We start from the raw sequence: 22,725 nt of genomic DNA on the forward strand, positions 1-22,725 counted from the left end.
TTACACTAGCCCTTCGTCAAATGCTTGCATGTGGGTTTGCTGGTCCAGCCCTGCAATTAGTGCGGGCAGTAGATCAGCAATTTGGTTAGCCTCTTGCCCTTTTGCTTGTTGCTCAAGCTTTGCAAATTCACGGCATGTTTGTAGTGTGTACGGGGTTTGCTGTAGCAGCTGCTGTGCTTGCTCTATTAATTTCATCGTCTTTTATCCTGTGATTTAGCGGCATCTTTTACTAGTTGGTCTATCCAGCTTACAAGCTCTGGTTGCCATTTTTTCAGCTCTTTACGAGCCAGTGCCCAGGCGGTGAATGCCTCTGCAAATTGCTCGTATTTATTCACCGCACCATAATAGGTAACGGGTAAGGCATTTTTTAATAGCGCTGGCGCACCTGCGTAGTAATGCACTTGGTGGCCGAGTTCGTGCAGCCAGGTTGAGACTAAACTATGTGCTTGGTGTTTATCTAGTGAATCTGCATTATGCGAAATAGTGTGATCACGTTTAATTGTCTCACCGTGCCAATTATACGAGTATTCACCTTTGTTGTTTGCTGAGCGTTGCACGGTAAGCGCGGCGCTGTCTTTTAGCGCTTGCATATCTACTTTAGCTAAGTTTTGGGCGCTTTTCACTTTTACGACTATGTGCTCATAGCCTACTGAAGTAAAACCCCCGCAGTTTTTAGCACCGCGAATGCTGTATTGCATGCGCGCGTAAAATTCATCTACGCCTAAGTACTCCCCCACTTCTGAGCGAATTGCTGCATTTGCTTTAGAACCTGCGCTCATTTGGGTCTGATTTACAAATACGGTTTTGGTTTGCTTGGCTGTTAGAAAGTCGTTTAAACCTTCAAGTACTTCACTGTCTAACTGGGCTAATAGCGGATCAAGCTTTAGCGCTGTGACGTTTTTAGCGCTGCTGTAAGCCGATGGTACAATGCGGGTTGCTTGGTAATCTTCTATGCGTTTAGCAAGCGGCGGCTTATCTGCTACTTGCTTTTTAACCTGGCTTGTTAGCTGGGCGGTATTTTTGGGGGTGTAGTCAAAGCCCGGATCAATCCCCAGTGGTAGCTCAAACTCTTCACCCGTTTTTTTGTTAGTCCAGCTGTAACTACCGTTATCGGGCGCAGTGCCTACGGTTAAGCCACGGCGTTTAAGCTCACGCTCACTTAGGCTAAACTTTTTACATTTGCAGCCCCAGCCATTTTGTGGGCTGTGGGTGGCCCACCATGGATCATCAACTGGTAGCACCAAGTTGTCCCACTTCAAGTGCAGTACGCGTGGTGTCTCACTATCGCCATGTTTGTATAGCGCATAAGGGCGGCTTGCTTTAAGCGCTTGTATTTGCCCCTCGCGCCCTGCGTTATAGGCTTGGCGTATATTGGTTTCGTATATTAACTGGCTGCGCCAAGCTGGCTGGCCGTTATGCTCCCAACCGTAACGCGTTTTGATATTATTAAATTCGTTTTGAAACCAGCCCAGGCTTTTACCTTCGCTTATGGCTTTATCAACTGAGGTGTAAAAGTCATTTAGCATGTCGGCTTTGGTTACGCCTGCAACCATAAACGCGCGGTTGTGAGCACTTTGCCATACATCATCCCAGCTGCTGCTAGGTGTGTTTAGCTTTTGCCGAAAAAAGTTTATGCCATCATCAAATGGCAGTGAGCCATATCTAACAGCCATTTAACGGCCCTCATCCACTTCTAGTGCGCCTAATAACTCACTTGCTGCCATTGCCTTTGCCATTATCTCAGTAAGGCCCTCTGTGCTTATTTGTGGCTCTAATTCAAGTATGCCGTCGCGTATTTCTTCTAAGCTACTGGCGTTTTTGACCAGCTCGGTTACCGCATCGCTCATGCTGTTTAAGTGCATTTGTGCTTGTGCTGTCAGCTGCTCGGCAACTAAGTCGGCGTTGTCTTTTTGCGGTGCGTTTTTAAGTGCAGCAAAGCCTTTTAGCGCGGCGGCAGGCTCTGTTATTGGAGTTAAGCTTAAAATAGCCTCGCCCTTTTCTGGGAGTGGGATTTGGGTTTTTTCGCTCACCCATTTTGCAGGAATTGGGTAATTAACTTCGGTGAGTATTTTGAGTGCTGGAGCTAATTGGGCAATGTCTTCTGCTTCGCTGGTGTCAAATTTAAAGCGTGGGATACGGCGCGCGCCTGAGTAACTTTTAGAGTTAAGCGCGTGCATTGGGTAAATAATATCGCGCGTAATGGTGTTAGCCACTTGCTTTAAGTCACTTTCGGTTATGTCGTTTAGTACGTCCATGTGAACATTACCAAGCGCGTTAGTGCTGGTTTTACCGTCCGCTTGGCTCGTTAGTGTTGCTCCTAATACAGCTTTGCTTTGGGTGGTTTCACACCACTTGATCATGGCTTCAAATGGATCTGATTGACCATTAGCGGCATTTTGAAATTCAATCTCCATGCCCTTGGGAATAATGCCGCCTGCGTTATGGCCGATGCTAAGCACGGCACGTAACAAAGTGGCTTTTTCATCATCACTTGCGCCATTGGGGTACTTACCTAAACGCAGTGGTAAGCCGTAAATCTCTAGGAACTCAGCAAGGTCGCGAATTGAATAGTTTTTAAATAAGTACGGCCATGCCACCGTTGAGGTTAACCCAGTGCGGTGAATATACCCCGATTTACTGCGGTGAATATGCGCGCACCAGCCAAACGGATTTAGCGCTTGGCCTGTGTAGCTGTTGTCGCGCAGCATTAACTGGTTGCGGTTGTCTGGATGAGTTTGGAATAGGTTTTGGTCGCGAAATTCATAGCCGGTAATAATATGCTCGCCGCTATCAAACGCCCAACTTAACTCGTTACAGGAAAATGATTTTAGTATTGCATCGCTGCAATCAAAAAGTAGATCCTCTAACCAAGTGGCATCTTCTAGTATTTCTTGAATTGCAGCGGCGTCTTTTTCTTCTTGCTCTGTTGCGTTACGGGGCGGTTCTACTGACCAATCGTATTTAAGCCAGCCTCGGCGGCGTTTGGTAAGCTCACTAAACAAGTGGCCGTCCTTGTCTTCCATGTCTTTTGCTAGGTCGGCCATGGCCGCTAAGTTGCCTGCGTCGGCCTCTTTTAGTAATTGCGCTAATTTTGCGGGGGTAAGGGCCTCGCTTGGGTGCTCCGCAAATTGGCGCATCAGCATGCCCACTCGGCTATCTTGCTCGGTTTGGGCTTGCTTAAAGTCGGTTGATTTAATTGGGTTGCCGTGAATATCTACTATTTGGGTCATGGGTTTACTCTAACTTTAATGATGGGCTTAATGCTTAGTACGTATATATCAAGCGCCTTAGTATGTTGGTGGGCCTTGGCTAAACTGGCGGCTGTTATATCTAATTGCTGTACTTGGGCGGTGAATATCTCTTGATAAAACACCCTAAAGCGGTGCGCTACCATGCTGCTTTGTGGTCACTTGCCATATCACCACTATGGTCTGGGCGCATATAGTTGGTACTTGATGATTCCTGCGTTTTACCCGGTAGTTCAGTAAACTCAATGGCACTGCCGTCCATCTCTGCGGCGCGAATTAGCATGGCTATTGATACCGCGCTATCGCCGTGGCGTTTGTTGCCATCGCTACCGGTGTTTTTACCCTTATCTACCTGTGCAATGCCGTTTTTAAGTTTGATTTGGCCTAAGTCGTCTAGTACGTCCTGGTCTTTTGGTAATGTGATGTTGTCAGTTTCAAAGTAATCTTTTAGTTTTGGCATCCACTCGCGATACCAGGCTTGCGATAAATGCACGCTATCAACTAACTCTGTGCCGTATTTAAGGCTGGCAGCTTCGGCTAAGTAACCGCCATTACCTGTGGCGTCAAAGGCAAGGCCACGTAATTTTGGTAAACGGTCACAAATATACAGCATGATTTGCTTTTGCTGCTCGTAAGTTACGTTGCGCAGCTCAACCATAAACGGCACGGTTAGGCTGGTGTCTTGGTTTATCTCACCAATACTGAATACGGATAAATCGCCTTTACGGGCGAAATCCTCACCAAAGGCGTGAGTTAGATCAGGATTTAACCTACTTATAAGCTCGTCAATATTTTGCTTACACCAAGTCGCTACGTCTTTTACGCGCTGCTCTTCGGTCCAGCTTTCAAAGTCGGTGGGCGCTTCATAACGTAGTACTTTGCAGTCATCACTTAAGGCACGTTCGCGCAGGCGGCGGCTTAGGTATTGGCCTGCGCCTTGGCTTGGTACACAGTATAGCTCCTCGTTAGCGGCATCCTGTGTGGGGTAAAAATCAACTTGATTAGCGAGCCATGCGTCTTCTTTTGCTTGCGTCCACTCTTGCCCACTCACTAAACAAATACGTTTATAAAGCCCATGCCTAAGCGCTTTATCAATAGGAATATGATGTACAGAGTACTTTTTAAGACCGCGCCGAGCTTGGGTTATTAGGGTGTTAAATAGGTTATCTACGCCGTTATGGGTCGAAATAATACGTACTCGCCCGCCCCACATGGTAAGCGCCATTGCAGCTTTTAGTACTTCGTCTAGCTTGTCGTGGAATGCGGCTTCGTCTATTACTACGTTACCTTGGCGGCCACGTAAGTTGCGCGGGTTTGAGCTTAGCGCTACTATTTTTTTACCGGTACTTGGGAACTTAATTTCAAAGGTATTGATTGATCGCTTGGTGCCGTCTGGGTCTTTTTCTTCAAATATGCCCTCTTCGACTTCCCCCATCACCATGTTGAGCTTTTGCGCCCAAAATGCACAAGCGTCTATAAACTCCTTAGCCATTTCTTTATCCGAGCCAAGATAATAGGTGTTTTGTGCGTTTGCGGGTGCAGCTGCGCTTAGTACGTCGTCTAGCGCTTCGGCAAAGGTTAACCCAGTACGGCGAGACTTTTCGGCAATTTTTACTATTGCCTCGTCTTCCATCCATGCTTTTTGATAACCAAAAAGTATGTCGGTGCCCATGGCAACCGCTAACGAACCTGCCACTTTACTCAGTGGTAGTTCGTTAGTTTGGGTAATGCTTTGCGCTGTGCTAGTCATGTTTAAGCCCTAATATGTCGCGTTTGAAAAAGGCCAGCATGTCGTCTGCGGTTTGCGGTAAGTTTTCGTTTTTAACCTTTTGGTCTAGGTCTTTAGCGAGCTTTTGCGCATAGGCTTTTTCTATTTCTTGCTGGCGTTTGTGGGCGGCCATAGCGGTTTGCTCTAGGCGCTGGGCTGCGAGCATGGCGTCTTTTATGATTGCAATGTCTATCGGTTCGTCATCTGGATTCGTTACTTGCTGCTGTAATACACGATACAACTGAGTACGAGCCATTTCTAAAATCAGTTTAGTGGTATCGCCCGTAGGTTTATCGCCAAGTTCAGCTGTAAGCGCTTTAGTTGTCTCGCGTAATTCGCGTAGCTTTTGGCCTACAGCTTCGGTTTTTTGTGCATGACGGCTAAGGCCACTGCGGCTAATAGTTGCGCCGTCATCTAAGCCAGACTCAATAATAAGCGTGTTAACAGCGTCGAGTATTTCCCCCTGGCTAAAGCGTTTGTCGCGCAGCATTGAGTCGAGCTGCTTTTTAATATCCTCGGGCAGCAAATCAACTTTGCTGGGTTGGCCTCTGCGGATTGACTCGCTCATAGTTAACCTCGTGGCCCTGGGCGTTTAATGCCTGGCACTACGCTTATGCCCTCAGCTACGTCTATGCCTGATTGCGTAATACGGGCAACCCATGTGTTTTCTGTGAGTTTATCGAGTGTTAGATAGCCGTTTTGCTCTAACCAATTGAGTAAGGTTTTAAGCTGATCGCGACTGCAACCCAGTGCATAGCGCTGTAGTACATCGGCTAGCATGCTGGTGTTAGCGCCAAAATCGGCGGATTCTTTTAGCGTTATTAATATGCTAATTCGTTGGTGCTCGGCTTGAACTTGTAACATTGCCATGGTGGTTTTTTCCTATGGGTGGGGCTTAAGGGCTGGTTGTGACAACCTGAGCAGCTATATTTTTATAACAAGCCTCGGCTTTATCTGTGTCTGTAAGGACTGTTATTGCTGCGCCGCAACGGCACTTATCGTTAATTACTGCCATTTCGCTTTTCTCTTAGTTCGTTTTCCATTAGTAAGGCTGTTAACTTTTCAACATTCTTTAGCCCTGGCTTAACTGATTCAATGTTGGTGTTAAGGCGCTCTAGGTTTAGCTCTAGTTCGTGTAAGTCTTCAATTGTTGGCACTTTGTCTAAGCGTTTTTCAAGCTCTTGCACATCGTGACTTACGCTTTTTTCAACCGATTTAAGCTGTTCTTGCAGTTCATTTTTATGTGCTGTTAACTGCTCTTGAACATCAGTTTTAACTAGGCTTACTTGCTGCTGTGACTGCTCTTTATATTTGTTGAACTCGCGGCGAGACGGGAATCGCATATATAAAAACGCCATAATTAATACGCCTGCGGCGGTTGCTATTGCTACAAGCAAGGTTTGCCATTTTTCTAAAAGTTCAATCACGTTAAGTCCTGTTATGCTGTTGTTGTATTTCAATGAGTGATTGGCACTCAACACAGGTACTACAGTTTTTAACTGCTTTACGCCGGGCGGCTGGAATCTCAATACCGCACTCTTGGCAGTGCAAAAACTCTGCCCCTGGTTTGTTTGATTTTTCGCGATGCATGGATAGCGCGGCATCTAACAGGTGCTGCTCAATTTTTTGCGCGTCGTCAAATTTGCTCACTGTGGTCTCCTTACTTTTTCAATTACGTTTTTAATGCCTTGCTTAACGCTTGGTGCGGCCTTTTCAACGGTGCGGCCAATAACGTAGCCACCGATGCCAAGCTGTAGTAAATCCCATGCTTGCTCTGATAGTCGAAACGCTAATAAACCGAATGAATCCAGACACACCAAAATTAAAAACGTCAGCATGGTGATAGGCCGCCAGTTACGTTGAAGCCAGCTTTCGCCTTTGGCCTCGGCGGTAATTATTTGTGATTGAGCCTCTAGCACTTTGCCTTGTAGCTCTACAATTTTGCCCTCAAGCTCTAGTACTTGGCTTTGGGCTGTGTTCTCAATGCGCTTGAGTTCGTTGGTAATGGTTTGGCGTTCTTCGTCGCTGGTAAACAGATCATCAATTAAGTTGGTGACAGGCTCGACCACGTTAAACCAATTTTTAATTGCCATTTTCACTCTCCTTGAAAAGCCTGTGCTGGCGCTTGTGCTCTTTTTTAATTGCGGCCTGCAAGGCGTGCCATACCTGTTTAGCTTTGGGATTGCTGTTTAACATGGTGTTGGTAAATGATTCAGGGTGTTGTGAGTCGTATTTTTTACCCGTGGCCTCTTCGTAGCTTGGCTTAACTACGTGTTGCTCTATTTCGCTAAACACTAAGGTAAGTGCCAGCTCTTTAATTACAGTTTTTTGTGCTGTAGTGAGTGGCTTTACTTTAGCGGCCATTAGATTCTCCAAAACGTTTTTTAAGGGCTTCACGGGCGTTTTTAAAGCTTTGTTGACCGTCTACGCGAAGCTGTATGTCGATGGCTCTAACTGATTGCCAGCCACTATTGAAATAGCTTTGCATTGTGCCGCAGTGGCTGTGTAGTGGTATTTTGCGTGGATCGAATGGCATATTGTGCATGCGTGCATCAACCTCTAATTCCATACGTTTCTCGCGGCCTTTTTGATATGACCAATCCCAATTACTGCCCATTTAATGCACCTCTAACAGCTGTTTAACAGCGTATTCAGAGGCATGAGCCAAGCGGTTATACCAGCCCTCTAGGTTTGGTTTTTGGCTTGGGTCATTTGCGCAAATACGGGCGTACTTACGGCCACGGTTTACGCTGAGCAATACGGTTAAGCTAAGCGCTGGGCGCTCTACAATAGCGGCTAGGGTTTTTGGTCCCATGCGGCCATCGGGTTTTGCATTGACTTGGCGCTGGGTTAATTGGGTCATTGCGGGTGCGCCGTGCTGCACTGCACCATCCAAAAGCATAAAATCAACACCTTCGGGGACTTGCTCGCAGTACATAGCGCGCCAATAATCACGGTGATAAAGGCGTACAGCATGGGCAAGGGTTAGGTTTTTAATGTCTAGGTTTGGGTATGCGCGCTGGCTAATACCGTATTTGGTAAGGCCGCCACGGTCTGAGGCTACATTGTTTAACCCGCCGTCACTGCGTAAACCGCCCTCTAAATAAAGGATTGGCAATATACACTGGGCAAATTTAAGCGAGTACGGGGCAAGCGTCGCTTGTATTTCGGGCGATTGTTTAAAGTAATTTAGAGTTGGGAGCATACCGAAAAACCTTGTTGTTTTTCGGTATTGTGGTTAGTTAGCCTTGATTAATGGCCTTGCGGGATTTCGGGAATTATGCCATATCAAGGTTATTTGCTAGTTCGACAACATCTTTATATTTATCTATATCGACATTTACTTCACAGGTGTGCTTCAATATCTGAATCAATAATTCAAAATCTTGTCGACTGCGACCAGCTCTTTTACCTTCACTACTTCTCATGGCCCCAATTAATTTTTCTAAACTTTCGTACTTCCTTTCCCCTAACTCAGCTAAAACGTATGTAAAGTTCATTGCTCTTGGATATGAGAAATAGCTTACGCTGCGCTTATCTATTTGTTCAACATCACTAATTAATTTATCGATAAGTTTTTCATTGTAATAATCTATTTTTATATTATTAAAAACTTGAGAAATTTCTCTTCTGCTAGCATGTATATCAAAATTAGTAAACTCCCTAGTCTCAATTCTTTTTAGGAAATCATCATATAATCCTTTACTGTGACTTAACAAAGTAATCATTAGTAAGAGCAAACTCGCATCCAAAACTGTTTTTTCATGAGAAATTACCAAAAACTTAAACCTATTTAATATTTTTATTGCTTCTCTAGGAGCTATTTCATAAGCATTAAACAATGAAACGGCAAAACTTAATAATTTTACCTTTGCTTCCTCTACAAATGGAAAAAGTAAAATCTCCTTTTCAGACAGAAACGCAGGCTCTAAAAAATGCAGATCACAGTGAGTTGACAGCATCTCCGCTGAAAGTGAGGTTCTGATAAAATACTTACTGTCAAAAAAACGATTTAAATATGACTCAGCGTTAAAGCCAACGCCATATACAGCTTTTATTGTATGCTGTAATTCTTTGGTATTTGTTGCTACTACAAAGACAAGGCCTGGTATATCAAAAACATGCTTTATTGCTTCTAGCATTTCTACCGCATAAGTTGGTTTACACCTATCTAATTCATCGATAAAAATATATGCAGGATAATCAATTATAGCCGTACGACTTGTATCAACAGGGTTTTCTTTAACTAGTTTTACCCAATCTTTTATAGATTTACTTAATGCCTCTACATTCTGTTTGTGGCTTTTGTGTTCACTATAAAATTGACTAAGTATCGCTTCACCAGCAGCAGCAAAATTAATTTCATTTTTTTTATTCTCACTTGGGTTACTAGCATCATTACATTTAGTATCTGTTGTTTCAGCTTCACTACCAGATGAAAACACACTTAAATCAAATCCTAGAAACTTCTTCATCACGGCACTTGCAACTTTAGGTGCAGCTTTTTTAAGTACATTATCTGCTTTTTCAATTGCAGACTCAGTTCCTTTTTTCGACGTTTGCTCTTTTAATTGCTCTAGTAGCTCAGTTAACACAGTAATTAGAGGTGATTCCAGGTAATCCGTTGACCATGTATCAATATAAACGACTGGATGATCTTGCTTTAATGAGTTAGCCCACCGCTTCAAAAAGTAAGTTTTCCCAGCCCCCCAATCAGCATTTAAGTTCAAAACATGACTCTTAATACTGTCAATGTCACCCCCTCTGTTCGGATTCACCTCATTGTTGATAGTCTTCGTAAGAAAACTTGCATGTTTTGCTCTATCGAGCAGGTCAGGGGGTAATTTTTCTTTAAGGAAGGTTGTTTCACTATCCCAGTTAAATCGACTCATGTAATATCCCTTTTAATTGTCATAATACATAACTATAAACAAAAGGATTTATGATGTCTTCAATATCAGAGCTTTTTAACTCAACTACTGACGCAGTCAAAAGCCGAATATCACACCCTCTTCTCGGCAGCTTCGTAATCTCATGGTTAATCTTCAATTGGAAGCCTATTTACTATCTTCTTTTTGCTGATGATAAAGTGGTTTATAAATTGAAATCAATTAATGAAAATTTCTCTTCTATTGAAACACTTTTATGTTATCCACTTCTTGCGACATTTTTTTTAGCAATTTTGATACCTGCAAGTTCTTTATTGCACGGTATTTTTTTAAAGTTTATTGAATATCTTGAAGTTACAATTTACTACGCCACCCAGAAGAAGATTAATGATATTCATAAAAGTAATAAGGAATCTTATAGAAGTGCAATTAAAACTTTAAAAGAGCAAAGTGAAAATGACAAACAAAAGATCTCTAAATTTGAGAGATTAACTCCATTGCTTGCTAAGGCGAAAATACCTGAAAGTACTTTAAATGATCGTTTAAATTCACTTGAACTAACAAAGTTAAAAATTTTAGAGTATATATATGAAAATCAAACTGATACAGAAGGAATTAAATTTGCTCATCTTGAAAATTTAATAGATTCTCCTAAACTCACTAGTATATGTGCTGATTTAGAGGATGACTCTTTAATAGAAACAGAAACAGGGTTAAGTGACTTTAATCCCGATACAGCTATAACTATCACTAGTTACGGAGTTTATGAAATTGCAAACATCAAGGCTAACGCATTTGAGTTAGCTCTTAGCTCTTAGCTCTTAGCTCTTCAGCTAAAACAAACTTCTCTGCCTCCTTTCAACCTCAACCCTGCGCTGTTGCTGAATAATTTCAGCAACACGCCTTTGGGTTAGCCCAAACTTAATAGCTAAGCTTTCCATGTTATAGCCGTTAAACTCTTGCCATATTTGAATATCGCGCAGCGCTGCTTTTAAGCGTTTATCTGTTGGTATATATACATCGCGGCCACCAAAGTAATGCCCTATTGCCAAGGTGATTGCCTCACCTACGATGCGTGGATCATTAATTTTAGCTTTAGTTAATTCGGCCTCTATGAGTAACGCTAATGATTGTAAGTTGCTGGGCCAGCGCTTGCGGACGGCTGCGGCATCATCTGGTGATAGCTTAGTAAGGCAATGTTGCAGCTCTTCAACACTGCTACCAAATAGCTCTGTTTGCTGCTCTGTATGATTAGCCATTATTACCTCGTTGTTGCTCTTTTCGTAATTCGCGCTGGTGCCACTTTTTAAGTGACTCTAGCACTTGAACAGCTTGCTTTTGAGTTAAAAAATGGGTGTGATAACTGACGTTTGCCCCCACTTTTGCACGATTTAGCATGCGGTTTACGTAGGCATCTAAGGCCGTTTCTGAGCCATCACGTACAAAACCCTGTTTATGCATGGTGATCCAAATAGCGCGGATTTTGTTTATTTCGCCATGTTGCTTTGGATCTGATTTTGGGCTTAAACGTCGTTTAGCTTTGGTTTTAAACCCTGCTTTTTTAAAGTGCTCTAGCACTTGGTTTAGCTCGGGTAGGCTCATTTGGCTGCATGACGTTTTACCCGCTGAGCCGAGCAATGCGGCGCGGTAGGTGTCGTCGTCTAGCCCTAGTTGGCTTTTAGCTATATGAATTAGCTGTATTAGCTTTGCTTTAGTCATTATTTTTAAACTCTTCTAACTGCTCGCGTAGGCTTAAATAGCTTTGGCATATGTCAGCGCCTTCTTGCTGTGTAAACACGCTGCTATCTATTGCGAAGGTATGCGATAGCTCTAAAAACTTAACCAATGCGGCCAGCTCTTTGAGCTGTAGGCGGGGCGTTATTTGTGTATTGGGGGTGGTCATAGTGCCTCCTGTGTTTGCTGTTTATCAAAGCTCTTGCTAATTGAAAAAGCTTTGATAAAAAGCCGCATCCGTGCGCGCTTTTGGGTTACTTAATTGGGTTGTGTTATGCCTTTTTGCACTGGTGGGTTAATACTTACCAGCTGGCTTTGCACTACAAATGTGATGTTTTGAAATACAAAGTTGATATTTACTGGCTCTTTGCTTTTAGCTACGAGGGTTACAATGCTTTGTAAGTCGCTGTGTTCGTTTACTTGAATTGTTGATTTAACTTCCATGATTTTTCCCCTTTACAGCTTTGCTATATCAAGTGAAATTGCGCGCTCTAACTCGCCTACAGTTTCGTAAAAACGTATAAAACGGGTTGAGTCTATGACTTGGATTGCATCGGCTATGATGTCCATAGCACGCTGCCATTTACCGCTGTCGTCGGTGATTTTAAGGCGACGCAAGCCAAGTACTTTTTGCACGCTAACTTTGCCTTTTTTATCGGTGGCAAAGGTTTGCTCAATGATGAGCTTTAGATTTTCGTTAGCGTTTGCGCTCCATTCGTTTAAGCATTCGTCGATTAAGTCTTTTGCTATTAGCAGCTCAGGGCCAAGCTCGATGCTTTCTTGTACTTGCAGGGTGATTTTTTGCTTGTGATCAAAACTGCGTAGTGTGACGTTGCCCTTTTTACCGCCCATTTCGACTGCGTACTCTTGGGCTAGTAAGCCCATGAATGCGTCAAACTCGCCCATTTGTTGCTTTTTAAACTCAGCAAGGTGATAGCTTTGAGCCTTGGCTAGTTCAATCGCTTTTTGCACGAACTCATGACGAATTATGTCGGCTGGGCGAATGGCTTTAAGCGGTACTTGGTGGCCTTTATGATTGATTAAAAACTCTTTTGGCATGGTGGTTTATCCTTCTATAAACATGATGATTTGGCCGTGCAATTTTGCTGGGCGAACTTGGCGGGTTTGCCCGTTTTTGGTTTCTGTTATTACTGGTAAATGAGCTGGGGCTTTGCCTGCCACTTCGATAATGTGACGACTAAAGCCTTTGTGTGAGCTGATAACTTGCAGCCCTTGTTTTTGTAGTTCTTTTAGTGCGTTGCGTAGTTGCATGGTTATTCTCCTTGCTCGATGTAGTCATATTCGTCAAAAGCCATAACCGCTGGGCTTTCTTTTCTAGCTCTAACACTAATGCCATCTAAGCCGCATATTGTTAGTTGAGCGTTGTTAGGCAAACCAAGTTCTTCAGCAAGCTTTACAAGCTGTTTAAGCTCGCCGAATGTATTGAGTCTTTTGGGTGCAGACATTGTTATTTACTCCCGCATAGTTTTGAGTGTGGGCAACCATTACGACATGCTCTATAAAGCGCTACACGCACATGATTGGTTGCGGCAAATTTTCTAGCTTGGTGCTCTAGGCATACGTTTACTGGTATGTCGTCTAATATTGGACAATTAACTACAAACGCCATAAATACGCCCTCTACACGTTGCTGTATTACATGTGTAGAGGCTTTGTATTTGTCGTTTACAACTTGGCTAACCGTTGCTTTACTGACACCGAGTTTTTCAGCTACAGCTCGCATTCCTTGCTTTGCTATTTCTTCCCTTAAAACGTCTAACCAATTATTGGTAGTCATGTGCCTCTCCTAGCTTTACTGGGGCCATTTGCACGGGCTTACGTTTTACTACATTGAACTTTGCAAGCTTATTTGTGTTGGCATCAAACACGCCTCTAGTTTTGGGTATTGGGCGTTTAGGCCCTGTATTTTTAAGTAATCGATAAATAGTTGACTCTCCTGCTCGCTCAATTAATGAACCTGACCGTGGGGCGTTTTTTACAACAAATATGTACCCTACTTTTTTGAGTATTGAGATATATGAGCGAGCTGATGACAGCGATACGTTCGCGGTACTTGCCACTTGCCCTGCATCGAATTCGTTTAGAATGCGCATTGATTGCCACATACGCTGCCTCCCGGAATTGTTATTAGTTACACCGCTGTTTACAGGTTGTTCAAACGGGTTGTAACTGGCATTTAAAATGCTGTAGTTAACGTCTTCATGATCAACATGTTCAGCAATTGCATTTGCTGAGACTAAGCGCTTTGCAAAGACTTTTAAGCTATCTAATGTGGTGTGCTGTACTGCGTCGCGCACTTGCTGCAATGAAAATCGCTTTAGGATTTTCATTGCTTGCCATGCGTCTTGTAATTTTTGGCGGCTCACTGATTTCTCCTTACGCTTTTTTAAGGAAAAATTCTTTTGAGCCCCACTGTTGTAGGTCGATACTGGTTAGGCCGTTCGCCAGTGCAAATGCTTCAACCTTTGAAAGCCCTGTGATAATGCGGCGTACTTCGCCATCTGTATCGCTAAGTAGCTGTTTAAGTAAATCATCTTGGATAGTTAGCACTGGTTCGATTACTGCGTTAACAATGATTTGTAAGTCTTCAAACTGAGTTGGCTTGAACTCTAACCATTCTGAAATACGGTTATAGAATTGACGATGACGCTGTAATTTACGGCGCACTGATTCCATACCAATTAGAACTACTGGGCAGTAAGTTAAATCGTGTATATCACGCACTATTTCTAGGGTGTTTTTGTCGTTTAATAGGTAGTCTGCTTCGTCTATAAATAAGGTGCGGTTAGAGATAGCCATGTGCTCTATGATGTAGTTAAGCATGGCTTCACGAGTGTAAATATCTGGGCCGCTTAGTTCTTTAACTATTTGGCGCAGCAACTGGGTTAAACTCATGGCAGACGTAGCACGAATGTAAATACCGTTACAGCGGTTTACTAACCATGCTGTGGCAGTAGTTTTGCCAAGACCTGGATCACCGTAAATTAAGCCTATACCTGGTACGCCATGGGCACGCTGATTAAGTGACTCAACCATTAATTGTGTGGCTACTACGTTACTTACGATTGCGATTTTGGTTTTCATGATTTATTCCTTTACTGTTTGTGTAATTGAGTTGGTGCAGCGGGTGCTGCATTCATTTCTGTTAATAGGTCGTCAAGTCGTGCTGATAAGGCACGGTTTTGCTGTTCCCACGTATTAAGCCAACCTGCATCTACATCACTTAACTGATTCGTTAGGCGCTGTTTTTTGTGATACATGGCTTTATCTCGGGTGTTGTTAAAGAGCGGTGTTGGGTTTACATCAGCTGCTGCGGCTTCGTTTTCTAGCTGCTTACGGCGCTTTTCAAACTCACTTAATTGCTCGTCGCTGTAGGTTGTTACTGGCTTGCTATCAAGCGCTTTTATCGCTGACTGGGTAATCACGTTAGTGTGTTCAACCGACTGTTTAGGTAACGTTGCAAAGGCTTTATTTTGCACGCTGTAATGGCTGAGCACTTCGTTTGCTATATCTGATACATTTACTGATTTAGCGGTCTTTTTAAGCTCTTTTAACTTGCGTGATGTTTCCGCTGATTGGCTACGTTTTGCATGGTGTGCTACGTCTTGACGTGTCATGCCTGCTGATTCGATTTCGTGGTCTGTTGCGATACAAATAAACTCGTTATTCATGCGATTAAATACAAAAATACGGCCTACGTTTTTAGGGTCCCATTTGCATAGCACTTCATCGCCTACTATTGCGCCTAACTCTGCTGCGATATAGAAACCACCCGCAACTTTAAGCCCTTCTTTACCAACAGTACGTAAACCACGGTTTGTAGGTACTGGCTGTAGCATTACATCGAGTAAGCGCTCGTCTTTGATCACTTTGATTTGGTCGCGACTTGCTGCGAATAAATCGAATGGTGTTTTGTTGCCTATGTTGCTGTGTGGCTTGTGGTGGTAACGGTTGTCAATCCAATTATCTACAAACGCTTGCAGCTGCTGGGCTGTCATGTTGATTTCGATTGCTGATTTATCGCCGCCCTGCTTTGCTAATAAGCGCTGTGCAAAGGTTTTGCGCGCTTCGATTGCTTGGCGTTCTGATACGTTATGGCCAATATACCCTGTTAGCAGCTCGGCCAAATCATGTGAGAACGTTTTGAAAAAACGCTCGATATATGGCTTTTCTTCACCGCTAAATGGGCGTGTTGTTTCGTGCTTTATGTCGAGTGCATCAAACACACTAGTAATTTGAATTGATGTGTAGTCTTTGCCGTTATCTGTGCGAGCAATTTCGGGTATACCCCAATCAAGTATCGCTTTACGGATAACTAAACAAATACCGGTGCTGTCACTGGTTGGGTGGATCACGACTTTAGTACGGCGCGTGAAAACGTCGATAATTCCGATTAGTGAGTGGCGGCCATCTACTAGCATTACATCAGACGGGGTTGAATCGAACTCCCACAACTGATTAATACGTTTAATGTTTTCGTCCATTTTACCCATGGCAGACATATACTTGTTTTTCCAAGCATCTGGGTTCGCCATTTTTGTATAGAGCGCGCTGTTGTCGCGCTTCCAACGAGTTAGCCACTCGCGAATTGTGGTTTCTGCTGGGATTGCTTTACCTACTTGATAAAAACGTGCTACTAAACCTTCTTTTACTTGTGTCGCTTTTACGTGTGGGTATTCATAAATCATCGCTATGCAAAAATCACTAAGCTCTGGATCAGAGTCGATGATTGATTTGCCTGAGCGTTTTGCTTTAACCGCAAGCCCGGCTATGCCTTTTTGATCTACCGTTTTTTGCCAGCGCAATAAGGTAATACGCGATACTGATGGGATTAAGCTTTGGTACTCTGCTGGAATATCTAACATGCCTTGGTTATAGCGCTCACTGAACAGGTCAAAACCAGCCACTTTTGCAAGGTTGTTCGCACTTACAAACTCTTTTGCTGCGTTTAATAAATAGATTTTCGCACTTGCTTTGGGTGGGATATTCTCAAGCCCTGCTAACTGTTTTAGCTGCTGATGCTTTTGCTTCGTTGCTTGCTCTTGATTAAAGCGATCACTTTGTTCATTTACAGCAAGATAAGCTTTTCCCGCTTCGGCTGCTGGGCTGGCTGTTTCTTTAAGTATTGCTTCTTTCAATTGCACACAAATGTGTGCAGGAAGATCAGCCAGTGCATACTTGCGTACTTTCCCACCTCGACCTTTTATTTCAGTAAATGGCCAATTTTCATTCTTTGCTTTAATTTGTATGCTGCGCTTATTAACGAGCATATATGCTGCAATTTGATGTGCTGTGTATAGTTCCATTACACACTCCTTCTGTTACTGCGACGTCCAGCTTTACGATTTGGCTTACCATCTTTACCATAGCGTTCTGGCCATATTTCAAAGGCACTTACACCAATAACTCCGGCAATAATCTTTTCAACTAATGGGTAAGGCCTATGCAGTGCAGTTTGCACAGCATTAGACGTATAGCCGCGACTAAATGAAAGTTGACGACATGACCAACCTTCGCTCTCTAGTGCTGCTTTTATTTCTGTTACCGTCCAGCCTGGACGATCTGCACTTTCCATTCAATGCACCTTAACGTGTGTATTTTGTATTCATGCACACAATATAGTGCATACAAAGTTGTGCGCGCAAGCTTTATTTGCACACAATCGTATGCATAGGTTTTAGTGCATTGATTTCATTTGATATTTATTTTTGTAAAGGTATGTTCTGGCTGGATCGCGCTTCGCGCTTTCAAGTGCGAAAGGATCGCGGTTTGAAATAAGGGGCTTTTTTAATTTTTATTTTGTATGCACTCGCTTGTGTGATTAAATACTATTATGTCTACTCATCCGAACACTGACGTAAATTAAATGACAGCATTCAATCAATACTTAAAGGCGCTAAGAGAACGGAAGTTCTTAGACATCGGTACTGTTGCCGAGCGCACTGGAGTGCATCGTAATACTCAATCTAAATATGAGGACAGTCGCGATCCCCCTTTTGATTACTTGGTTGAGTTTGCGGCCTTGGTTGATGTGCCGTTAGATGAGATGTTAATTAAGCGCCTAGAAGACTCTAAAGCTTCTGAGTACGCTATAAATAAGGCTGTAAAAGCGTTAGAACCCGGTAAAAAAGGCTATTATGAAGTTAAATCAGTAAATGAAGTAACTCCAGGCTACGGTATAACTGATGATCTTATCCGCGTAGAACTAAGTGAAATATCACACAAATTGATACCTCCTGGTGCAACTGTATTTGTTGATACTTCGGCTAAGTATGTGGATGCAAACAACATGTATGGTTTTCTAAACCCTATGAATGGCAGTTATTTTGCAGCTAGGCTAGTTCTAACAAACACAAGCCTTAAACTGGTATTTGATAACTCTGAACGTAAAGACCTGATCTTTAGCGTTGAAGGTGGCGAAACAGAATCGCGTTATATTTTAAAAACGTTGGGGCTTCTAGGTAAAATTGTAAAAGCTGAGCTTATCTTTTAATTTATCAATGCAAGCCGTGTTTATCGCGGTTTCGCACTTTCGTTTATCATTTTTTCGCACTTTTTAAGATCGCGCTTAATTTTAGTTAAACTGGCCTTAAACCCTTATTTCTCCCACGTTTTCCCATCTATTCTTATCTATTCCCTGTTTATCACTTAGATCTGTTAGTTACAAATACACTATCTTTGAGTCTCACTAAACCTCTTTTCTGTACACTCCATATAAGCTAGTTAGCTGTTTTTAAATATAACTACCTACAATAATTTGAAATGAAAGCATGCCACCGCGTTATTAACGTATTTTTATTAAAACTCTCTTTATTTTACTTGCTCATCTATAAATACAGTTCGAAACAAATAAAGAAGTTAATATTTAATCAATAAGAAGTACTGAACACATTCTTTTAATTCTCATAGGAAAAGACTGATTTTATAAATTTGACTCCATTTGAGTATCCAAATAATCATTTACGTGATTATTCAATTGTCGCGTTTGTTTAAATAACAGGCGTTCTTTTGGTTTTGCCTGTTTTTAAACCGCGGGTAACTAATCAATAAACAGGCAATCTCTGTCATAAAACCATCAGATCGAACATAAAAACATCGAATAGACTTCTTTTTTTAATTTATGACTTTTATGTGTTGACAGTTTGCGGCGCGGTCATTAATATTTCGCCCCGTTGAAAGGCATATACGCTTCCCCCTTAGCTCAGTTGGTTAGAGCGACGGACTGTTAATCCGCAGGTCCCCCGTTCGAGTCGGGGAGGGGGAGCCAAGTTTTTCAACCATAAACGATTCCCCCTTAGCTCAGTTGGTTAGAGCGACGGACTGTTAATCCGCAGGTCCCCCGTTCGAGTCGGGGAGGGGGAGCCAAGTTTATGTAATATGATTGTAGTTCCCCCTTAGCTCAGTTGGTTAGAGCGACGGACTGTTAATCCGCAGGTCCCCCGTTCGAGTCGGGGAGGGGGAGCCAAATCATATAAGTTATTGTAGTTCCCCCTTAGCTCAGTTGGTTAGAGCGACGGACTGTTAATCCGCAGGTCCCCCGTTCGAGTCGGGGAGGGGGAGCCAACTTAACTTGCACAAATCAAATAGACTTTCCTGTATAATTCCACTACCCTACACATATCAAATTAATACACTCTGTTAATCATACTGACAAGTATAAGAAATTTTGATTGATCAAGGATTTGACTCCTTCCCTTTTGGACGACTGAAAGACTAAGACATGGCTGGCTTTAAAAAACTTATATTTATACAATTGTTATCTTGGCTACTATTTGCAAGTGTTGGCGGTTATTTTATAGCTGCGGCCTTCGACGGTGCTGCAAGTAATGCCCAAAAGAAAGCACAACTCGTAGTTAGTAACTATATTAACTCTCATTCTATCTCTGAAATAAACCCAGAGAAAATTCAGCGCGCACTTGCTGATGGAAATACATTTTCTTCTTTTATATTGCGTGATTACGACGGTAAAGAAGTAATCAATATCCAATCCCCTATTCAACTACCCGCTTTTGCTAAGTTTGTTGAATCAAGATTTAATTCTATCCGGCCACAATTTGCCGTTAATAGCGCCGCTGACATCAAAGTAGAATTTACAATCAACGCTGTTAGCCTTGCTTCCCTGTTACAACAAGCCCTATTTATCGTTATTTTGATTTCAGGCATTGTAGCAATCATCCCTGTTATTTTTATGAAAGCGATGTTCAAACGCTTAAATAGAAATATCAGTATGACCGTAGCAGAAGTTATTGATGTTTATATTAATCAAAACCAAGTAGAATCAGGTCTTGAAACAGCGATTGATAACAGTAAGATAAAACGACTGGGCGCAGATTTAATTCCGAGCTTTAATCGTTTATCTCACTTTTTACAAAGTAAACATGACGATATTGAAAATGCCGCTCATTCTATAAAACAAGAAGCATATAAAGATGTAGTAACTGAGCTGGGCAATCGTAATATGTTTGTAGAGTATTATGAAAAGAATATCGAAAGCAGTGAAAAGAGCACCTTTGGTTCGTTAGCCATGATACGTTGTAGTGAATTACAATCAATAAACCAAACACGCGGTTACCAAAGAGGTGATGAATACATCAAAGCTGTTGCTGATATTATCAAGCATATTAGTGGCACATACACTGACAGCAAAGTGTTTCGCTTAAATAGCTCTGATTTTGCGGTTGTTTTACCCAATGTCCCGCTTAAAGAATCTGAACGTTTTGGTGATAATTTACAATCACGCTTTACTCAATACCAACAAAACCAAGAACTAAGCTCGGTGGCAAACACAGGTATTGTTGGTTACGAGAAAGGTAAACCATTGGGAGAGTTACTCTCAATTGTAGATAATGCTATGAGCATGGCACAATCAAAACAAACAAATGCATGGCATGTACAGCGCGAAACTGATTTAGTAAATAATGTGAGTGCTGGTTTTGGTAATCAAAATTGGCGTAAAGTTATAAATGAAGTAATAGAAGCCGAACGTGTTCATTTAGTAATGCAAAATATAATGCCAATTGGTAAAAGTATTAAAGCCTATGCTGAAATACAAGTGCGTTTTAAAACCGCTGAAAACCAAGTTCTTCCTACGGCCTCATTTTTAGCGATGGCTGAAAAACTGGATATGGCGATTGAAATTGATCGTTTAATTATTGATACTTCTCTTGAAAAAATCAAAAGTCGTAATTTCTCTGAAAAATATTTTGGACTCAACGTTACTGCATCCAGTGCCCATAATGATCAATTTGTTATTTGGTTAGAAAGGCGCTTACTTAAAGAGACGAATATTGCTTCAAAGCTGGTATTTGAAGTCAGCGAGTTTGGCTTACAACAAAATATTAAAGCCAGTAAACGCTTTATTGATATGATACATCGTGTTGGTGCGCGTATTACAGTTGAGCGGTTTGGTGTTGGTTTAACCTCATTTAAATTTTTCCGTGATTTGAAACCTGATTTTATTAAAATGGATGCAAGTTATACTCGCGGTCTTGAAGAAGATAAAAACAATCAGTATTTCATGCGTTTAATGGTAGATTTAGCACACCGAATTGGGGTTAGCGTTTTCGCTGAAGGTGTTGAAAGCCAAGAAGAAAAACACATTGTTGAAACTTTATGTTTAGATGGCGTACAAGGTTATTACATCGAAAAACCAAAAGATATATAGAAACACCTTAAAAGATTCAACGCTTAGTTATATAAAAAGGGCTCCAGCATATGCAGAGCCCTTTTTGCTATCTCAGGCTTAAGATCCCCCTCTGTAGCAAAATCGTATCTAACTTTTAACGCACTCGTTAGCTTAATCCAATAGCTATACCCAAGCCACCTCAAGATGCGAGTTTCAGTTGGAATTAAAAGCAATTTAGGCAAGGCATTGATTGCAAATAATGGTTGTTCCCTTGTTAAAATCAATAACGCAGTATAAATTGCTTTTAAACCAACCCGTTGGGCGTTTCACAGGCGCTTACTCTCAGCGTTGTTACTTCTTAAAAGGGACTGCCATTGTTGCAAAGTAACGCCTTGATATTAAACACCTGTGAAACGCTGAAGTCTGCATTTTGAGATGGCTTGGGTATATCATAATTATCATATGCAACTGTTATATGAGTAATTAATAATCACAGGGCAATTAATGCCAATCGTGTTAAGTTACTGACCACTTATAGCGACAAGTAAATACAGTGATAACAAGGCAGAAATTTTGACATGGTGTTGTTCTCGGCAATTGCTCCTGCATTGCTCTAACTCCTGCATCCATGCATTCGTACATGAAAAATTACTAACGCTGTTAGCGCTTTATTTAGCCCGCTGGAATGGTTAAATATTTAAGTCGATTGGTATAACCTGTGTAGGAACATGCTCATTGTATGAATAACTATGGTATGAAATTATATATTGCATTGGTTTTGTATATTTGCCTTCTACGTGTTGTTAAACAGCCAATAAAAAAGGATAATGTCGACGTTTATTATAGCTTGAGGCGAACATGACAGAATATGTCTTGCTGTTGATCGGCACTGTGTTGGTTAATAACTTTGTATTAGTACAGTTTTTAGGTTTATGCCCATTTATGGGGGTATCTGGCAAGCTAGATACCGCTATAGGCATGTCACTTGCAACCACTTTTGTATTAACTCTTGCCTCGGTAACAAGCTATTTAGTCAATCAATATATTTTGATCCCGCTTGATATTACCTTTTTGCGTACTATGAGCTTTATTTTAGTCATTGCTGTGGTCGTTCAATTTACTGAAATGGTCGTTAGAAAAACCAGCCCGACACTTTATCGCTTACTCGGTATATTTTTACCTTTGATCACCACCAACTGTGCGGTATTGGGTGTTGCCTTGCTAAACATCAAAGAAGATCACTCATTTTTACAATCAGCGGTATATGGCTTTGGTGCTGCCGTTGGCTTTTCTATGGTACTTGTTTTATTCGCAGCACTGCGTGAACGTTTAGCTGCTGCAGACGTACCTACCCCTTTTAAAGGCGCATCAATTGCCATGATCACAGCTGGTTTGATGTCTATGGCCTTTATGGGCTTTACAGGATTAGTGAAATTTTAA

29 protein-coding genes and 4 tRNA genes are annotated in these 22,725 nt (G+C 42.1%); 8 read left to right on the plus strand and 25 right to left on the minus strand.

The window, feature by feature from the left end; all coding sequences use genetic code 11:
* The 13 genes from HJP15_RS19000 to HJP15_RS19060 all read right to left on the minus strand — a co-directional run bounded on the left by HJP15_RS19000 (nt 1) and on the right by HJP15_RS19060 (nt 9,908).
* On the minus strand, nt 1-195 hold the full coding sequence (locus tag HJP15_RS19000; RefSeq protein WP_064668431.1) for a hypothetical protein: 195 nt from the start codon (nt 193-195) through the stop codon (nt 1-3).
* Entirely contained in the window at nt 192-1,673 is a 1,482-nt protein-coding gene (locus tag HJP15_RS19005; protein ID WP_170174366.1) for a phage minor head protein, read from the minus strand. The genes HJP15_RS19000 and HJP15_RS19005 overlap by 4 nt, the downstream gene beginning before the upstream one ends.
* Nucleotides 1,674-3,230, minus strand: coding sequence for a DUF935 domain-containing protein (locus HJP15_RS19010; RefSeq protein WP_170174367.1), 1,557 nt, complete (start codon nt 3,228-3,230; stop codon nt 1,674-1,676).
* A gap of 157 nt (nt 3,231-3,387) precedes the next feature.
* Entirely contained in the window at nt 3,388-4,998 is a 1,611-nt protein-coding gene (locus HJP15_RS19015) for a terminase large subunit domain-containing protein (RefSeq protein WP_170174368.1), read from the minus strand.
* Complete coding sequence (locus tag HJP15_RS19020) at nt 4,991-5,584, minus strand: DUF3486 family protein (protein WP_170174369.1); 594 nt, start codon at nt 5,582-5,584, stop codon at nt 4,991-4,993. The genes HJP15_RS19015 and HJP15_RS19020 overlap by 8 nt, the downstream gene beginning before the upstream one ends.
* A 2-nt stretch (nt 5,585-5,586) precedes the next feature.
* Entirely contained in the window at nt 5,587-5,886 is a 300-nt protein-coding gene (locus HJP15_RS19025) for a VpaChn25_0724 family phage protein (protein WP_170174370.1), read from the minus strand.
* Nucleotides 5,887-6,017: 131 nt separating this feature from the next.
* On the minus strand, nt 6,018-6,443 hold the full coding sequence (locus tag HJP15_RS19030; RefSeq protein WP_170174371.1) for a DUF2730 family protein: 426 nt from the start codon (nt 6,441-6,443) through the stop codon (nt 6,018-6,020).
* Nucleotide 6,444: 1 nt separating this feature from the next.
* Nucleotides 6,445-6,666 (minus strand): TraR/DksA C4-type zinc finger protein, encoded by a 222-nt coding sequence (locus HJP15_RS19035; protein ID WP_170174372.1) that lies wholly within the window; start codon nt 6,664-6,666, stop codon nt 6,445-6,447.
* Nucleotides 6,663-7,109: a 3TM-type holin gene (locus HJP15_RS19040; protein ID WP_170174373.1), complete on the minus strand. Its 447-nt coding sequence runs from the start codon at nt 7,107-7,109 to the stop codon at nt 6,663-6,665. Before HJP15_RS19040 ends, HJP15_RS19035 begins: the two co-directional genes overlap by 4 nt.
* A complete protein-coding gene (locus HJP15_RS19045; protein ID WP_170174374.1) occupies nt 7,099-7,380 on the minus strand; it encodes a hypothetical protein in 282 nt (93 codons plus the stop codon). Before HJP15_RS19045 ends, HJP15_RS19040 begins: the two co-directional genes overlap by 11 nt.
* Entirely contained in the window at nt 7,370-7,633 is a 264-nt protein-coding gene (locus tag HJP15_RS19050) for a hypothetical protein (protein WP_170174375.1), read from the minus strand. The genes HJP15_RS19045 and HJP15_RS19050 overlap by 11 nt, the downstream gene beginning before the upstream one ends.
* The gene (locus HJP15_RS19055) at nt 7,634-8,221 is read right to left on the minus strand and encodes a glycoside hydrolase family 108 protein (RefSeq protein ID WP_170174376.1); all 588 of its coding nucleotides are present in this window, start codon (nt 8,219-8,221) and stop codon (nt 7,634-7,636) included.
* A 73-nt stretch (nt 8,222-8,294) separates the two neighbouring features.
* Nucleotides 8,295-9,908 carry a KAP family P-loop NTPase fold protein gene (locus HJP15_RS19060; protein ID WP_170174377.1) on the minus strand — a complete coding sequence of 538 codons (1,614 nt, stop codon included), beginning with the start codon at nt 9,906-9,908 and terminating at the stop codon, nt 8,295-8,297.
* Between the two features lie 53 nt (nt 9,909-9,961).
* On the opposite strand from HJP15_RS19060, the gene HJP15_RS19065 reads away from it, so the two are divergent.
* On the plus strand, nt 9,962-10,723 hold the full coding sequence (locus HJP15_RS19065) for a hypothetical protein (RefSeq protein WP_170174378.1): 762 nt from the start codon (nt 9,962-9,964) through the stop codon (nt 10,721-10,723).
* 15 nt (nt 10,724-10,738) lie between these two features.
* Here HJP15_RS19065 and HJP15_RS19070 read toward each other — a convergent pair whose 3' ends face one another.
* The 12 genes from HJP15_RS19070 to HJP15_RS19125 form a co-directional block, all read right to left on the minus strand.
* Nucleotides 10,739-11,164 (minus strand): Mor transcription activator family protein, encoded by a 426-nt coding sequence (locus HJP15_RS19070; protein ID WP_170174379.1) that lies wholly within the window; start codon nt 11,162-11,164, stop codon nt 10,739-10,741.
* Nucleotides 11,157-11,624, minus strand: a complete 468-nt coding sequence (locus HJP15_RS19075) for a gp16 family protein (protein ID WP_170174380.1) — start codon at nt 11,622-11,624, stop codon at nt 11,157-11,159. Before HJP15_RS19075 ends, HJP15_RS19070 begins: the two co-directional genes overlap by 8 nt.
* Nucleotides 11,617-11,808 (minus strand): hypothetical protein, encoded by a 192-nt coding sequence (locus tag HJP15_RS19080; protein ID WP_170174381.1) that lies wholly within the window; start codon nt 11,806-11,808, stop codon nt 11,617-11,619. The genes HJP15_RS19075 and HJP15_RS19080 overlap by 8 nt, the downstream gene beginning before the upstream one ends.
* A gap of 89 nt (nt 11,809-11,897) precedes the next feature.
* Nucleotides 11,898-12,083: a hypothetical protein gene (locus HJP15_RS19085; protein WP_170174382.1), complete on the minus strand. Its 186-nt coding sequence runs from the start codon at nt 12,081-12,083 to the stop codon at nt 11,898-11,900.
* 12 nt (nt 12,084-12,095) lie between these two features.
* Nucleotides 12,096-12,698 carry a DUF3164 family protein gene (locus HJP15_RS19090; protein WP_170174383.1) on the minus strand — a complete coding sequence of 201 codons (603 nt, stop codon included), beginning with the start codon at nt 12,696-12,698 and terminating at the stop codon, nt 12,096-12,098.
* A 6-nt stretch (nt 12,699-12,704) separates the two neighbouring features.
* The gene (locus HJP15_RS19095) at nt 12,705-12,911 is read right to left on the minus strand and encodes a hypothetical protein (RefSeq protein WP_170174384.1); all 207 of its coding nucleotides are present in this window, start codon (nt 12,909-12,911) and stop codon (nt 12,705-12,707) included.
* Nucleotides 12,912-12,913: 2 nt separating this feature from the next.
* Entirely contained in the window at nt 12,914-13,105 is a 192-nt protein-coding gene (locus HJP15_RS19100) for a hypothetical protein (RefSeq protein ID WP_170174385.1), read from the minus strand.
* A 2-nt stretch (nt 13,106-13,107) separates the two neighbouring features.
* Entirely contained in the window at nt 13,108-13,437 is a 330-nt protein-coding gene (locus HJP15_RS19105) for a helix-turn-helix domain-containing protein (protein WP_170174386.1), read from the minus strand.
* The gene (locus tag HJP15_RS19110) at nt 13,424-14,026 is read right to left on the minus strand and encodes a hypothetical protein (protein WP_170174387.1); all 603 of its coding nucleotides are present in this window, start codon (nt 14,024-14,026) and stop codon (nt 13,424-13,426) included. The genes HJP15_RS19105 and HJP15_RS19110 overlap by 14 nt, the downstream gene beginning before the upstream one ends.
* A gap of 10 nt (nt 14,027-14,036) precedes the next feature.
* Nucleotides 14,037-14,744, minus strand: coding sequence for an AAA family ATPase (locus HJP15_RS19115; protein WP_170174388.1), 708 nt, complete (start codon nt 14,742-14,744; stop codon nt 14,037-14,039).
* Nucleotides 14,745-14,755: 11 nt separating this feature from the next.
* The gene (locus tag HJP15_RS19120; protein ID WP_170174389.1) at nt 14,756-16,966 is read right to left on the minus strand and encodes a DDE-type integrase/transposase/recombinase; all 2,211 of its coding nucleotides are present in this window, start codon (nt 16,964-16,966) and stop codon (nt 14,756-14,758) included.
* On the minus strand, nt 16,966-17,235 hold the full coding sequence (locus HJP15_RS19125) for a helix-turn-helix domain-containing protein (RefSeq protein WP_170174390.1): 270 nt from the start codon (nt 17,233-17,235) through the stop codon (nt 16,966-16,968). Before HJP15_RS19125 ends, HJP15_RS19120 begins: the two co-directional genes overlap by 1 nt.
* Nucleotides 17,236-17,526: 291 nt before the next feature.
* Between HJP15_RS19125 and HJP15_RS19130 the strand changes: the two genes are divergently transcribed.
* The 7 genes from HJP15_RS19130 to rsxA all read left to right on the plus strand — a co-directional run bounded on the left by HJP15_RS19130 (nt 17,527) and on the right by rsxA (nt 22,725).
* A complete protein-coding gene (locus HJP15_RS19130) occupies nt 17,527-18,153 on the plus strand; it encodes a helix-turn-helix domain-containing protein (protein ID WP_170174391.1) in 627 nt (208 codons plus the stop codon).
* A 697-nt stretch (nt 18,154-18,850) separates the two neighbouring features.
* Nucleotides 18,851-18,927, plus strand: a tRNA-Asn gene (locus HJP15_RS19135).
* 21 nt (nt 18,928-18,948) lie between these two features.
* Nucleotides 18,949-19,025, plus strand: a tRNA-Asn gene (locus HJP15_RS19140).
* 23 nt (nt 19,026-19,048) lie between these two features.
* A tRNA-Asn gene (locus HJP15_RS19145) sits at nt 19,049-19,125 on the plus strand.
* 21 nt (nt 19,126-19,146) lie between these two features.
* Nucleotides 19,147-19,223: transfer RNA gene (locus tag HJP15_RS19150), tRNA-Asn, on the plus strand.
* Between the two features lie 157 nt (nt 19,224-19,380).
* Nucleotides 19,381-21,324: an EAL domain-containing protein gene (locus HJP15_RS19155; RefSeq protein ID WP_170174392.1), complete on the plus strand. Its 1,944-nt coding sequence runs from the start codon at nt 19,381-19,383 to the stop codon at nt 21,322-21,324.
* Between the two features lie 819 nt (nt 21,325-22,143).
* Nucleotides 22,144-22,725: an electron transport complex subunit RsxA gene (rsxA, locus tag HJP15_RS19160; RefSeq protein WP_054205712.1), complete on the plus strand. Its 582-nt coding sequence runs from the start codon at nt 22,144-22,146 to the stop codon at nt 22,723-22,725.

Source organism: Pseudoalteromonas sp. NEC-BIFX-2020_002 (assembly GCF_013002825.1).
In the GTDB taxonomy this organism is placed as follows: domain Bacteria; phylum Pseudomonadota; class Gammaproteobacteria; order Enterobacterales; family Alteromonadaceae; genus Pseudoalteromonas; species Pseudoalteromonas neustonica.